General features: G+C 57.3%; 14 protein-coding genes. 2 read left to right on the top strand and 12 right to left on the bottom strand.

All coding sequences use genetic code 11. The annotated features are described in order from the left end of the window. Positions 1–5 precede the first annotated feature (5 nt). The 10 genes from atpA to H7849_RS24665 all read right to left on the bottom strand — a co-directional run bounded on the left by atpA (position 6) and on the right by H7849_RS24665 (position 10,738). Positions 6–1,664, bottom strand: a complete 1,659-nt coding sequence (gene atpA, locus H7849_RS24710; protein WP_186743110.1) for a F0F1 ATP synthase subunit alpha — start codon at positions 1,662–1,664, stop codon at positions 6–8. A gap of 41 nt (positions 1,665–1,705) precedes the next feature. Then, on the bottom strand, positions 1,706–2,242 hold the full coding sequence (gene atpH, locus H7849_RS24705) for an ATP synthase F1 subunit delta (protein WP_186743109.1): 537 nt from the start codon (positions 2,240–2,242) through the stop codon (positions 1,706–1,708). Next, positions 2,242–2,952 (bottom strand): F0F1 ATP synthase subunit B, encoded by a 711-nt coding sequence (locus H7849_RS24700; protein WP_186743108.1) that lies wholly within the window; start codon positions 2,950–2,952, stop codon positions 2,242–2,244. Before H7849_RS24700 ends, atpH begins: the two co-directional genes overlap by 1 nt. Then, positions 2,949–3,416, bottom strand: coding sequence for a F0F1 ATP synthase subunit B (locus tag H7849_RS24695; RefSeq protein WP_186743107.1), 468 nt, complete (start codon positions 3,414–3,416; stop codon positions 2,949–2,951). The genes H7849_RS24700 and H7849_RS24695 overlap by 4 nt, the downstream gene beginning before the upstream one ends. 326 nt (positions 3,417–3,742) lie before the next feature. Beyond that, positions 3,743–5,164 carry a GTPase HflX gene (hflX, locus tag H7849_RS24690; RefSeq protein WP_186743106.1) on the bottom strand — a complete coding sequence of 474 codons (1,422 nt, stop codon included), beginning with the start codon at positions 5,162–5,164 and terminating at the stop codon, positions 3,743–3,745. Positions 5,165–5,215: 51 nt separating this feature from the next. After that, complete coding sequence (hfq, locus tag H7849_RS24685; protein WP_186743105.1) at positions 5,216–5,533, bottom strand: RNA chaperone Hfq; 318 nt, start codon at positions 5,531–5,533, stop codon at positions 5,216–5,218. A 328-nt stretch (positions 5,534–5,861) separates the two neighbouring features. Beyond that, a complete protein-coding gene (locus H7849_RS24680; protein WP_186743104.1) occupies positions 5,862–7,025 on the bottom strand; it encodes an SH3 domain-containing protein in 1,164 nt (387 codons plus the stop codon). Positions 7,026–7,239: 214 nt separating this feature from the next. Continuing rightward, positions 7,240–8,325, bottom strand: a complete 1,086-nt coding sequence (locus H7849_RS24675; RefSeq protein ID WP_186743103.1) for an AI-2E family transporter — start codon at positions 8,323–8,325, stop codon at positions 7,240–7,242. A 186-nt stretch (positions 8,326–8,511) separates the two neighbouring features. Continuing rightward, positions 8,512–9,690, bottom strand: a complete 1,179-nt coding sequence (locus tag H7849_RS24670) for a PP2C family protein-serine/threonine phosphatase (RefSeq protein WP_186743102.1) — start codon at positions 9,688–9,690, stop codon at positions 8,512–8,514. 52 nt (positions 9,691–9,742) lie between these two features. Then, positions 9,743–10,738, bottom strand: a complete 996-nt coding sequence (locus tag H7849_RS24665) for a lactonase family protein (protein WP_186743101.1) — start codon at positions 10,736–10,738, stop codon at positions 9,743–9,745. 238 nt (positions 10,739–10,976) lie between these two features. Between H7849_RS24665 and H7849_RS24660 the strand changes: the two genes are divergently transcribed. Next, positions 10,977–11,978 carry a M20/M25/M40 family metallo-hydrolase gene (locus H7849_RS24660; protein ID WP_186743100.1) on the top strand — a complete coding sequence of 334 codons (1,002 nt, stop codon included), beginning with the start codon at positions 10,977–10,979 and terminating at the stop codon, positions 11,976–11,978. 331 nt (positions 11,979–12,309) lie between these two features. Further along, positions 12,310–12,777, top strand: coding sequence for an OmpA family protein (locus H7849_RS24655; RefSeq protein WP_186743099.1), 468 nt, complete (start codon positions 12,310–12,312; stop codon positions 12,775–12,777). A 95-nt stretch (positions 12,778–12,872) separates the two neighbouring features. Here the strand turns inward: H7849_RS24655 and ahpD are convergent, their stop codons facing one another. Both ahpD and H7849_RS24645 read right to left on the bottom strand, forming a co-directional pair. Continuing rightward, a complete protein-coding gene (gene ahpD / locus H7849_RS24650) occupies positions 12,873–13,424 on the bottom strand; it encodes an alkylhydroperoxidase, AhpD family (RefSeq protein WP_186743098.1) in 552 nt (183 codons plus the stop codon). Between the two features lie 219 nt (positions 13,425–13,643). Then, positions 13,644–14,180, bottom strand: a complete 537-nt coding sequence (locus tag H7849_RS24645; RefSeq protein ID WP_186743097.1) for a peroxiredoxin — start codon at positions 14,178–14,180, stop codon at positions 13,644–13,646. Between the last annotated feature and the right edge of the window lie 105 nt (positions 14,181–14,285).

Raw genomic sequence — 14,285 nt, 5'->3', positions numbered from 1 at the left:
TGTGCTTATTTCCTGGCCGCCACAGGCTCCGCCTGTTCCGATGATGGTTTCGCAGAAGCGCCTTTTGAGTTTCCCGATTCCTTCTTCATATCCGATGACTTCGCCTGATCGGGCTCCTTCTTTGCCGCTGCCGCAACCTGGGAATCCTGGTGTTCCGCGAAGAAGTTCTGCTTGTACTCGTTAATCGCATCCTTCAGGCGGCTCCGCAAATCATCGTCCAGCGACTTCTTCTCGCCGATGTCCTTAAGCAGCGCCGCCTGCGTCGAATCCAGATACTTATGGAATCCGTCCTCAAACGCCCGAATATCCTGCACCTTGACGTCATCGAGCAGGCCCTGCGTTCCGGCAAACAGAATCGCGACCTGATGCTCCGCCGTCAGCGGCTCGAACTGCGGCTGTTTCAGCAGTTCAGTAAGGCGCTGACCGCGGTTGAGCTGATTCTGCGTAACCTTGTCCAGATCGCTGCCGAACTGTGAGAACGCTGCGAGTTCGCGATACTGTGCCAAGTCAAGCTTCAGCGTCGCGCCAACCTGCTTGATCGCCTTCATGGCCGCCGAGAATCCGACGCGCGACACCGAAAGCCCGACGTTGACCGCCGGACGGATGCCCGAGTTGAACAGATCGGTTTCAAGGAAGATCTGCCCGTCCGTGATCGAAATCACGTTGGTCGGAATGTAGGCCGAAACGTCACCCGCCTGCGTTTCAATAATCGGCAGAGCTGTCAGCGAGCCTCCGCCCTTTTCCTTGCTCAGCTTAGACGAGCGCTCCAGCATGCGCGAGTGGAGATAGAACACGTCACCCGGATACGCTTCGCGGCCCGGCGGACGGCGCAGCAGCAGCGAAATTTCGCGGTACGCCACGGCGTGCTTGGAAAGATCGTCGTAGATCACCAGCGCATGCTTGCCCTTGTCACGGAAGTACTCACCGATTGACGTGGCGGCATAGGGCGCAAGATAGAGCATCGGCGCAGGCTCAGAGGCGGTCGCCGCAACGACGACGGTGTAATCCATCGCGCCGTTTTCGGTCAGCGTCTGCACTACCGAAGCGACCGAGGAGCGCTTCTGCCCAATCGCGCAGTAGATGCAGATCAGGTCGTTCTTCGCGTTATTGATGATCGTGTCGAGCGCAATCGCCGTCTTTCCCGTCTGGCGGTCCCCAATGATCAGTTCGCGCTGTCCGCGGCCAATTGGAATCATGCTGTCGACCGCCTTGAGACCGGTCATCATTGGCTCGCGCACCGACTGGCGGTCGACGACACCTGGAGCAAGTCGTTCCACGGGCAGGAATTCGGATGAGTGGATCGGTCCCTTGTCGTCGATGGGCTGGCCCAGGGCGTCGACCACGCGGCCAACCACGGCCTCGCCAACAGGCACACTCAGAATCTTGCCGGTGCGCTTTACCTGGTCGCCCTCGCTGAGCTTGGTGTATTCGCCCATCAGAATGGCGCCCACCTGCTCCTCTTCCAGGTTCATAGCGAGCCCGGCCACATCGTGGGGAAACTCGAGCATCTCGCCATACATGACCTTGTCGAGGCCGTGAATGCGGGCAATACCATCGCCCAGGGCAATGATCGTGCCCACCTCATCCACGCGGATCTTCGAGTCGTAATTCTGAATCTGCTCTTTAAGGAGCTGCGTAATTTCGTCTGCTTTAATCTGAGCCATACTTCACTTTCCCAACGGAATCTTGTTTAGACCTTCGCAACCTAGCTGGCAAGCTGCGCTTTCAGACGGTCCAGCCGTCCCTTGACGGACCCGTCATAGACAGTGCTGTCCACGCGGACCACCACGCCTCCAAGCAGCGATTTATCTTCGTGAAAGGTGGCCTGCACCTGGGTGCCCGTCATTTTCGCCACCTTTTGTTCAATACCCCGCCGCTCATCTGCTTCTAGCAGACGCGCACTGGTTACGTGCACTTCAGAGATACCCAGGCGCTGATTCACTTCCCGGCGGTATTCGGTCAGAACTTCATCGAGCATATTCAACCGATCGTGCTGAATCAGCACCGCGATAAAATTCCGCACCTGCGCCGACAACCCCAGACGCGTGTTCAGCTTGTCCAGAATCGAAACCTTCTGGTCCGCCGGAAATGAGGGGTCAAGAAAGACCTCGCGTAGATCGGCGCTCTCGCGCCACGCCGCAACAAAATCATCCAGCTGCTTCTGAACGTCGCGCGCGTTCAGATGAGCCTCAAACACAACATCGGCAAAGGCGCGGGCATAAGGACCGGCAATTGCGGCCATCAGTTCTGCCCCCCCTTCGTCTGGGTGCCGGCCAGATCAGCGGTGAATTCCTGCACCAGAATGCGATCAGCATCTGCGCCCAGATGAATCCGCTGCAAGGCCCGGTCCACCGCCAGTTCGGCAGCAAATCGCTTCAGCTCCCGTTGCGCCGCTGATCCGAAGGCCTCAATCTCCTGTTCGGCAGACTCGACAATGCGCTTGCGCTCCTCTTCAAGCGACGCCTTGATGCGCTTCTCGTCCTCGGCGCTGTCATGTTCGGCCTGCTTGCGAATGGCCTCGATCTCGGAATCCAGCCGGGCCAGTCGAGCTTCAACCGCGCTCAGCCGTCTCTTAGCCTCTTCGGTCGCCGAGTGGGCGTCAACAAGTTCTTTCTGAATTTTCTCCGACCGCGCACGGAAAGCCTTGGGCAGCACCTTCACCAGAAGCCAGATGACTCCAATCCAGATGATCGCCGAATTGAGATCTTCAAAAATCTTCGCCGCGGTTTCCGTGTCCGTATGCATTACCTTGGCGATAAACTGCACCGACTTCGAATGCCGATACTGCTCTTCCTGAGCATGGGTCTCCGGCGCATCCATGTGCTCATACCGGGAGTCAACGTTCGGGGCATGCGCCGGCTGCTCCTGGCTGAAGGCACGCGGAGCGGCTCCGGCCAGCAGCGCCAGGGCGGCCATGAATGTTACAAACCTGATCTTCAAGCTACGCGTCAAAGGGCACTCTCCACAGGAGCCATGCCTGCCGGAAGTATGGCCTGAAGAATTTGCGAGGCGAGTTGCTCAGTCGAGCCCTCAATCTGCTTATGCGCCTCAGCAGCCTGCGCTTTCAATGCGCTTTCAGCGGAGCGGACCCGCTCTTGCGCAGCCAGCCGGGCGGAAGCCAGTGCCCTCTCGCGCTCGGCATTCCATTGGTGAATAAGCTGCTCGCGGTGGCGAAAGATCTCCGCGCGCGCCGCCCGCAGCTTGGCTTCATATTCCTGCGATTTCGCATCTGCGGCAGCGATGGCAGCGGCGGCTCGTTCGACCGCCCCCTGCGTGCGGTCACGGCGCTCCGCCAGCGTACGCGTAAGCGGGCCAAAGAGCACAAACCGGTAGGCCAGCACCAGGACGATGAAAAGGATCATCGTCGGAATCGAGCCAAGCACCAGATCGCCGAGTTGTTTCAGAATTACATCCATGCCTTTTGCCGGTTCTTGAAACCACCCTCAGGCGAGTCCGAAAACACCTCGAAATTCACCTTCAGGCAGTCTGATTTTCTCCGTACCGCCGCCCTATCCACACCTTTTCCCAACGCCTTGCGACTCGCTCTGGCGCGCTTTTAGCTGCCCTTTAAGCCCTTGGAAGTCTGGATATGGAAGGTATTGCGGAACCTATAGGTTGTAACAGAGTGAAAAATATAGTGTCAACGCAGGGGAGGACACTTCCCCTCTAGATGTATCACACCCGGCCGATTTTCTGCAGAAAACCGCTTGACTCGACCCCGTCCCGGCGTAGACTTGAACTATCACCTATGACCCGGTTCAGGGTCCAACGGATCGGGCGACTGGGAATCTCCACCGCTCCCCCTCGTCCGGTCCGTACTTGCATCCACCCGAAATTCCCTGTATCTCCCCAGCAATGACGCCGGCCCCGCGACTGTCATGCGAACGGTGTTGTCAATAAATTGTCGATCACGCAACACCGCCCCGGCGCCCAGCGCAGCAAGGATCTCGCCCTTTGCCTGCGGAATCGTAAAGGTCTGCTCAATGACCGGATCAGCCGTCAACTCTGCGTCGATCCGCACCAGCAATGCCTCAACCCCCAGACCAAGCTTGCCCGAGGTAGTAACTGCCCCGCTCGCAATCAATTCCGCGCGATCTTCGTCCGAGAGCAGGTCAATCTTGTTCATTACCTCAAGCCGGGGCTTGTGCAGCACGCCGAGCTCACCCAGCACCTTTTCCACTTCAGCCTTCTGCTCATCGCGCACCGGACTCGAAGCGTCCCGGACATGCAGCAGCACCTCCGCCTTCTGCACTTCTTCGAGCGTCGCGCGAAACGACGTGACTAGCGTATGCGGCAGATTGCGAATAAACCCAACCGTATCGGAGAGCAAAATTTTTCTTCGCGATGGCAGCTGAATGGCCTTCAGCTTTGGATCAAGGGTCGCAAACATCCGCGCCGACTCTAATACGCCGGCCTTCGTGAGCGTGTTAAATAGCGTGCTCTTTCCAGCGTTGGTGTAACCGACTAAAGCGACCGCTGGGACCGGAACCGCTTCTCGCCGCTGCCGCTGTTGCCCGCGGACTCGGCGCACTCCTTCCAGGTCGTCTTTCACCTGCACAATGCGACGCTGAATCTTGCGCCGGTCAGTCTCCAGCTGCGTTTCACCTGGACCTCGTGTCCCGATACCGCCGCCCAGCTGCGACATGGATTTCCCACGCCCGGCCAGCCTCGGCAGCATGTATTCGAGCTGCGCCAGTTCCACCTGCAACTGACCTTCCCGCGTCCGCGCATGCCGGGCAAAAATATCAAGAATCAGCTGCGTCCGGTCAAGAACACGACTGGGCAGCCGCTCTTCCAGATTTCGAAGCTGTGTCGGGCTCAAATCGTGATCGAACAGCACAACATTGGCGCGCGTCGAAGCCGCTACACCGGCCAGCTCGTCCACCTTGCCGCTCCCGATAAGGGTCGCCGGATCGGCTTTGGGTCGCCGTTGCGTCACCTCGCCGGCAATCACCGCGCCTGCGCTGACCACCAGTTCGCGAAATTCGCCAAGCGAAGATTCAGAATCGTGGGTTAAGGGCGCAGAGAACACGGCATCCGCTTCCTCGATGCCAGCCGAGATGCGCGCCGCATCACGCGCCAGAACTGCCGACGGCGGCAGAGTAGAACGCCGCGTGGCGAACTCCACCGCTACCAGCAGTGCGCGCTCTTCTGCGCTATTCATGCTTCTGCGCTGAAGCTCATCCACGAAACGCCGTTCCTGAAATCCTGACCGTTATGCGCTCTGTGATTCTGTTCCCGAGGGGCCCGCAGCAGCCACACCGCTCCCGCCTGGGTGTCCAGGGGTATGCGCCGATGGCGGCCTGTGTTCGGTATGGAGCACTGAGCGCGAGCTGACCACAGTCGAGATAGCGTGCTTGAAAATCAGTTGTTCCTGGCTATTGTTCTCCAACAGCACGGAGTATTTATCGAAGGAGCGAATCTTACCCGTCAGCTTTACTCCGCTTACCAGGTAGATAGTGATTGGGGTTTTGTCTTTCCGGACCGTATTAAGAAACGTGTCCTGAATGTTCTGTGCCGGCTTGTTGTCCATGTGCCGATCTCCTCTTGTTTTATTTTCACTGCGTGGGACTCGACTACTGCAATGCTAAAGCTCATGCCAAAGCCCGTAGGCGAAGCAAGGTTGTAAAAGAACAATACGAGGTTGTAACTGACCGGGGCAAGTCGTCATGGTCTTTCTCCCGCCAGATATCTCACCTCAAACGACGAGGCAAACTACACCTTAGTTGAGTTTAGATGCCTTTTAGGCTTGATGGTTGTGTGGAACCAGAGAATTCAGCGTATTTGATGGTGTCAAATCGCTTAAATTCGTTACATCAGACAAGAATTGCCGGAAAATCGCCGAATCCGGCGATCCCGCCTCAATGGTGTTTAGGATGCTTCGCCCGCGTTCCGTGGTGCTTGGCGGCCTTCTTCCCCGTTTCCCGCGATGCCTGCGGAGCGACTGACGGTAGAGGCGGTGGTGGAGCGGCGCTCGGCGGCTCGACCTTCCGGACGATCACGCCCTCCAGCCGGAACGTCTGCGTCGTCAGATTCGCAGGCCGAGCCGCGCCTGTCGCCGGATCGATTGCGATCGTGTCGTCGGTGGCTGTTTTTAGAGAAAACACCGGCACCGTCCCAATCTTGTCAAAGGCTTGCGTTCCAACCTGCACCGGCAGATACCCCTGCAGATTCCGCTGCCGATAAGCCGTTTCGTAGCGGTGCTTTCGCACATTCCAGGTAAAAATACGCACTTGGTCAAAGTCGTACGGCAGCCCGTCCTTATACGGGCTCATCACCGTCACAAACTCCGGTACCTGCCCATTCGGAAAACTCGACTCCGGATCACTCACCGTCGTCAGCTTGTAGGCGCCCACAATACGCTGTCCCTCGGCGTACCCGGCAATCGAATCCGGCACATCCACATCGAGACGTCGCGAGAGCATCCAGCCCACGCGGCCCTGCGTATCACGCACCAGCCACCAGTCTTCGAGAGCCGGGGGCTCAACCGGAGCCGCGGGGGGCGACGGGGTTGCAGCAATGGTGGGTACAGTTGCTGGGGATGCCGGCTTGTCCCCCGCCTTCGTATCTGTCTTCACGACTGGCTTGCGAGCAACGGGAGCAGCCTGCGGCGGCGCATCTTTCGGCACCGATGCACGCACCAGCATCTGCAGCTTGTCATTCTCTGGGAGCAGGTAAAAACGATCCGTCTGCCGCCCGGGCTTCACGTGCAGGTAAAGATCGTCGCGCAGCGTCGCAGTCGAAATCACCGGATCGTTCGCATGCTGCTTCGCCAGATCCGCAAACTGCTGGTAGGCGTCCTGGTCGATGACGCCATGCTCCTCGATCCAGCCGATCTCGCCCTTGTCCGTTTTCACCTTAAGAAAGCGCCGGCCCTTTTCGACCACCTGCAGCCGCTGTCCGTTCGTGACGTTGGCAACACGGTTGGACACGGCAGCCACGCGATCGCGCAGGAAGGTTTCCTTGGCGACAACGTACACGTATTCCGCGGCAGGTTTTGGGCGCAGACGATTGCAACCGCCCATTGCAGCAAGCAACAAAAAAACTGGCAGTAGACGTAGAAGTAGAGGAGGAGACGAGCGAAAAACCATGCGCACTTAACAAGAGAAGGTAGTTAGCGACTACATCTCCTGCTATTTACAGAGCATAGCATTGAATCGCGGTCTTTCTCGCTCGCTCCACAGAATCAACTCGTTACGGTTCCCACATAAGCACCAAGGGAGCAAGGGCCATCATCCATCAAGTTCCCTGCTTCGCCTCGGTCGGCCCTTCCAGCCATGCGAGCAGAAGCTTGTAGCCTACCGAAAGAACAATGGCGCCCACAAAAAGGCCAATAATGCCAATCGCAAGGAATCCGCCAATCGCACCCAAAAAAACCACCACAATGGGAACAGCCACGCCCCGCCCAAGCAGCAAAGGCTTCAGCACATGCTCGCTCAGCACCACTATCACGCACCACACCAGAAACACCACCGCCTTGGTCGTGCTGGCAATCGCAAATACGTAAATGATTGCGGGAATTAGAACAATGCCTCCAATCTGAAGCACGCAACCGAAGAGGAAGACCAGACACCACAATCCAGCACCGGGCAATCCCGCCACCAGGAACCCGATCCCGGCAAGCACCGCCTGTATCACGGCAACGCCAATAATTCCATTGGTGACGCTTCGTACCGTTGATCCCGCCAATTCCTCAAACTCAGGGCCTCGATCCCCAAAAAGGCGGGCGGCCAACAGATGCGTGACGGAAACGCCACCCGAAGCATTCGCCAGCAGAACCCCGGCAACAACAATAGAAAGAATAAATTGCACAACCGTCAGACCAATTCCAGCAGAAGTGTGGAGAAGCCTGGGAAGAAACTCGCGAATCTGTGGAGTGAGACTCTTCAGCAGTCCGCTCAAATTCGTATAAGCCATGTCCCACACGCGGCTCAAAGGCGCACCAACAAGCGGCCAGCCTTTCACACTTTCAGGCGGTGGAGGAATACTGATGTTCCCCGCTCTCACCTGAGCAGTCAAACCACGAATGCCGCTGATCAGTGTGTCGGTCAACAACGCGACCGGAACAATCAACACCGCCAGAAACGCCAGCGTGCAAAGAACCGCCGCCAGCGTCCCTCGCCCGCCTAAAAGACTCCGCAGCTTTTTGTAAGCAGGAAATGTAGCGATGGCAATGATGATGCCCCACGCAACCAGCGGAAGAAATGGGCGCAGAATCAGCAGGCAGGCTGTCGTAAGAAGCACGAGCAGGCCGACATGGATCGCAACTTCGAGGGCGCGACGTATGTAGTACCGGTTATCGGAAAGGGGCGGTTCGGTGGCCACGGCTAAGTCCTCCTGAGAAGCGGATGAGACTGATTACCGATACTGACTACTGCCCAATACTCGAATCAGTGTAGACTCGCCGCGTTTCGGGTCGAAAGGAAATTCAGTGATACGCCTCTGACCGGATCCGCTTATAACGATCATGGGCCGGTAAGACCGCGGCAACGCAAACCGATCCCAGAGAAGCTAGACAGCCCGCATCAGCACGCATGTAACATCGTCGTGCTGCGGTGCATTCCCGACAAAGCGATCGAGATCAGCAAGGACACTGTTCAACAGCATCGAGGGAGCCAGCATCACTCCCGAATGCAGCATCGTGATGAAGCGCACTTCGCCGTACTCCTGCTGTGCCGCATTCTCCGCTTCGACAACCCCATCGGTGAAGATGGCCAGCCAGTCACCCGCCTCCACTACTCGCTCTCCCGACTGATATGCCGCGTCTTCCATAATCCCGAAAGGCATCCCGCCTGCTTCAAGCCGTTCGATCGCGCCCGATTTCCGCCGCAGAATCGGATTGTTATGCCCCGCATTTACATACGTCAGACGCCGTGACACCGTGTCATATTCCGCGATGAATGCCGTCGTGAACCGTCGGCCGCGCTGGCTGTTGCTACATGCATAGCGATTCATCCGGTTCGCCAGTTCCACCAGCGACCCAGGAGTTGTGCTGAGGGTCTTAAGGCTCGCCTGGAACGTAGCCATCAGCATGGCAGCCGGAACGCTCTTGCCGGCAACATCCGCTACGGCGATGAGAAAGGTGGGGCTCCTTTCTGATTCCGCTGAGGCGCGCGCGAAAACATCGTAATAGTCGCCAGCCACGGTATTCGCCGGACGCGTGGCAAATGCAATCTCCAAACCCGGCACCAGCGGCGGTTCGGAGGGAAGCAGCCATGCCTGAATCTCCTTCGCGATCTGGAGATCCCGCTTCATCACCACCCGGTCTCCGACTTCCAGGATGAGCAGCGCAAACATCAGCAGCCCGCCATAGAAGTGAAAATCCAAAGCAAAAATCTTCACTTCATGCGACCTCGTCGAGAAGGTCCATTCGCCGCCGGGCACGATAACAAGAATCAACGCCGCCAGCAGCAGGACGCGACGAGCCGGGGTAAGCTTCTCGACAATCGCCCAGAAGAACTCGCTTGCTACACGAAAAAAATGCTTGCTGTGAGGAACACCGGCGGTGCGCGTGGCGTCAACTTCCTGCGAATACAGCCGATAGCTCGAATGCGCATCCTTCCGAAACTGTGACCACAACTCGCTGAGTTCCATGCCCTCAGTCACGCGTTGCCAGAATTGTTCAGCGCGTTCCCTGAATGGATCTCTCCGTACCGCCTGTCGCTGCTGTCGATAGTGGGGCGTCGCCATGAGGGTAAGTCTACTGCCAATCCCATACGGAAAAAGTGCCCCATCCTAACCATCAATGCGTAGCCGCGATAGCACTCGCCAGCGTAGGATCAGCCCCCGTAGTCAGGCTTGCAAACGGATCGAGCTTACCCGGCGTCGTGGTGTCGATGGTGAACACCTGCATATCAGGATTCCCTCCTACACACGCTACCGCAAGATAGGTATTGGTCTTATCCTCGACAATATCGACCGGGGCCGTGCCCGTCGTGTACGGCGAACCAGTCAGAGGCGTAAGCGACCCGTTCGCCACCAGCGTGAAGCCGCTGATCGTTCCATCCGTCCGATTGGTTACGTACACATAGCTTCCATCCGCGACGATGACTTGCGACGGCCCGAGGCCAGTCTTTACCGGCGAGGTAGAAAGCTCTGTAAGGATGGTGCCTGTGGCATTGATGTTCAAAACGCGAAGTGAATTGATCCCCGTTTCGGTAACAAAGAGATACTTGCTGTTCGGGTCGCTCGCCAGCCCGAAGTCGGCATTCGTCGAGGCGGTGGGATGCAGGATCTGATTCAGCTTGGTAATCACACCAGTCGTGGTATTGAACGTCAGAATATCCACGCCGCCTGTCCCCAGCGAGACAAAAACGTTCAGTCCATTCGGCGTGATGATCAGGTTCGTCGTGGTTCCCGTATCGAGCGCGAGCGCATTTCCCTGCGTTGTCAAAGCGCCGGTGCTGGCATTGATGCCAAAGACATACACTGCAGGGCTTAGATCGGCGGCAATCAGCCACTGCCCCGTCGGGTCGATCTTCATCGTAATCGGGCTGACGCCCGTGGCCACTGGACTTCCGTTGTTGGCTACAGTCAGAGTCCCATCCGAGTTGATCGTGTATGCGTAGATGCCCCCGGAAACGCTTCCCACATACAAGAATGTGTCTTTGGGCGTCACCGCCAGCGCATTCGGTGGCAGGCCCGTAGCAAACGGTGAACCGTTCAAGGCCGCGACCGCCGGAGTGCTGTTAATCGTGAAGGCCGCTACGGAACTTACGCTCGTCGACGAATTCGCCACATAAATAAAGTTCCCGCTGCTCGTCGGGTTGCAGTTGGTCTTACAAGGAGGCGGAAAAAACTTCCCCGTCTCACACGACGACAACGCAAGCAGGCCAGCCATACACAACAAAGGGAGAAACCTTGACTTCAATCCAACTCTCACTGCGTTCGACTCTCTCTCGTTCTCATGCTCCATGGTTTGAGAACAGTTCTGCGAAAAAGCGCTATTTCTTCTTCGATATACTGCGCTTACCCTTATGCGCCTCTGTTTTCGCCTTGTCTTGGTGATATCACTGCTCTCACCCTTTTGTCGCGTCGCCAGCGCCGCCGATCGTTCAACCTTCTGCAACCCATGCGTCCGCGCCGACGAAGAATTTCTCGCGTCCGACGAACTCCACGGACGCGGCAGCGCCACCCGCGACGAGCACATCGCCGCCACTTGGGCCGCTTCTCAGTTCCAGAGCTTCGGCCTCGAACCCGGCGGCGACAACGGCACTTTCATTCAGAAAGCTCCGCTGCCCAACCCGCTGCCGGATCGCATCCAGCAGCGCCTGGCAAAGTACGAAGACACGCCCCGCACCAAAACGTGGAACGCCGTAGCCGTTCTTCGTGGCTCCGACACTAAGACGCAGCAGGACGCCATTCTGCTCACCGCGCACCTCGACCACCTCGGCATCGGCCCCGCCGTCAACAATGACTCCATCTACAACGGAGCCGACGACGACGCCTCCGGCACTACCGCCGTCATCGAGCTCGCGCGCACCCTCAGCCAGGGCAAGCGCCCCAGGCGCACCATCGTCTTCGCCCTCTTCGGCTCAGAAGAACTCGGCGGCTTCGGCAACCGCTACTTCATCGACCACCCGCCCGTCCCGCTAGACCACATCGTCGCCAATCTCGAATTCGAAATGATCGGCCGCCCCGACCCGGCCGTCCCCGCAGGCAATTTCTGGCTCACCGGATACGAACGCTCCGATCTCGGTCCCACGCTCGCAAAACACGGCGCGCACCTCGTCGGCGACCCGCACCCCGACCAGAAATTCTTCCAGCGCTCCGACAACTTCGCGCTCGCCAAACGGGGCATCGTCGCCCAGACCGTCTCCAGCTTTAACCTGCACAAGGACTACCACCAGCCCAGCGACGAAATCAGCAAACTCGACATCCCCTACATGACCACCGTGATTTCTTCAATGGTCAAACCCATCCAATGGCTCTCCGACACCGACTGGAAACCAACCTGGACTCCAAACGGAAAACCCTAGAAACTACCTAACTCATAAATGCTACTGGTAGGTGAGGCTAGGCAGCGTTATTTCCGGATAGCCCGACGACACGACAAATTGCGGGCCGCAGGTGCGGACGAGCCTCAATGAGCCTGTCGCCCTGCTTGCAATCGTTCACTACCGGGCACCTCAGACTGAAATTTCCGAGTTCATTAGGTTGGGCCGTCTTTACGATGGGAAAATGGACAGCCTGTCCGAAATGACAGTTTCCTGGAACCAAGCACGGGGCTATCATCTCCACCGATGCGGCAATAGCAACCGAACGGAGGTTACACCAGTGAGATATCGACATGCTCTCGTTGCGGTCACAATGCTCCTCGTGACCAGTGTCCCGCTATTTGCAGAAGGTCCTTCAGAAGCATTCACGGATGATGCCTATTGGGTTGATTTCTGGTCAAAACCAATGGTGGCTCTCTATGGTCCCGAGGAGGAAGCCTTCAACGCAAACATGCACGAAATCAGGTTTGCTCATGATCGCTTTAACCATGCTGTGGACGAGAGTGCGTTGAATGCCGATATCCAATGGTTGAAGGATCATCCAAGTGATCGCTTCTTCATCGACGGTTACACCTCTGCGACGGGCACCGAGGCCTACAATCTGAGACTCTCGGGAGAACGAGCGTGGTGGGTCAGACAAGTGATGATACGCAAGGGAATTGCGGAGGATCGGATCGTGCTGGCCGTGCCATGGGGGGAGTTATATCCAGCTTGTTTAGAAAACACCGAGGAGTGCCATGCCAAGAACCGGGTTGTCCGGTTCACTTACCGTCCAAATTGAGGAGAGACCCCGATCGACATCGCGCGACGATGAATTTCCATAGCACAAAAGAAAAAGGCCCGCCGCAGCGGACCTTGACCACGCAAACAACAAGGCTAAACAGCCACAGCCTCCGGCTGGGCCACGCGCTCCGCATCGAGAACAGCCCCGATCGCATGAACGATGGAGGCGACACGCACCACTGCCAGCACCGTCTCCTCGCTTACGCCTTTCTCGCGAACAACTTTCTCGTGTGAATCCACACACTTGCCGCAGCCGTTGATCGCCGACACCGCCAGCGACCATAGCTCGAAGTCGTTGTGATCGACGCCATGCGTGCGCATGACGTTCATGCGCAAACGCGATGGCAAGGTCGAGTACTTTTCGTTCGAAGTGAGGTGAAGAAAACGGTAGTAGATGTTATTCATCCCCATCACCGCCGCCGCAGCCTTCGCCGCATCAAGCGCCTGCGCCGAAAGTTGCTTTGCACCCTCTTCCAGCGCCGCCTCCGTCAGCTCAGGATTGCGCGTGGCAATCGCGCTCGCCACCACCGTACCCCAAAGCTGCTGCGGAGTGAGTTCCTGATTCTGCCGCACAAGACTCGAATAATTCAGCTTCAGGTCCTTCGCATAAACCGGAAGCCCGTCAATCAACTGATCCAATTGCATATTTCCAAATCCTTTCCCGTCATCCTGACTGCAGATCGACCGCTGCCCATCGTCTTGACCGACCAACTCTTCACGTCATTCTGACGACCATCTATCTCCCTCGTCATTCTGACGACCATCTATCTCCCTCGTCATTCTGACGACCACAGGGAGGAAGAATCTCAGCGATGTTCAATGTGCATGCACATCGCTGAGCCGTACCCGTTTTACAAGCTAGTCCTAAGCGACTAAAGTCTCTTCGCCCTTCTGCCAGTTGCAGGGGCAGAGCTCGTCAGTCTGCAATGCATCCAGAACGCGCAGCACTTCCTGCGGATTGCGGCCCACCGAAAGATCCGTCACGTACACGAAACGAATGATGCCCTCAGGATCGACGATGTACGTCGCGCGCTGCGCCACGCCGGCTGCGGGATCGAGAATCCCAAGCTGCTCGCAGAGATCACGCTTCACATCAGCCAGCATGGGGAAAGGCAGATCCTTCAGATCATCATGGTTGTTGCGCCAAGCAAGATGCACAAATTCGGAATCCACGCTACCGCCCAGCACCTGCGTATCGCGATCCTGAAACTCATTGTTGATCTTTCCGAAAGCAGCAATCTCCGTAGGACAAACAAAAGTGAAATCCTTTGGCCAGAAGAAATACACCTTCCACTTGCCCGGATAGCTCTCGTTCGTGATTGTTTCAAAGGCCTTGTTTTTATCGCGGCTGACCGTAGCAGTGACCGAATAGATAGGAAACTTCTCGCCGATACCTAACATGTATGACTCCTCTAAGTAAGTTGTTATGAAAATGAATGAACGATGGTAACAAGATTTTCCAACAGTGTTTCGGGTGGAAGCACCGGCCTTTAGGCCGGTGAACCA

The organism is Alloacidobacterium dinghuense (genome assembly GCF_014274465.1).
Taxonomy (GTDB): Bacteria; Acidobacteriota; Terriglobia; order Terriglobales; family Acidobacteriaceae; genus Alloacidobacterium; species Alloacidobacterium dinghuense.
The sequence above is the reverse complement of the archived record's forward strand: the minus strand, read 5'-3'. Positions and strand labels throughout refer to the sequence as shown.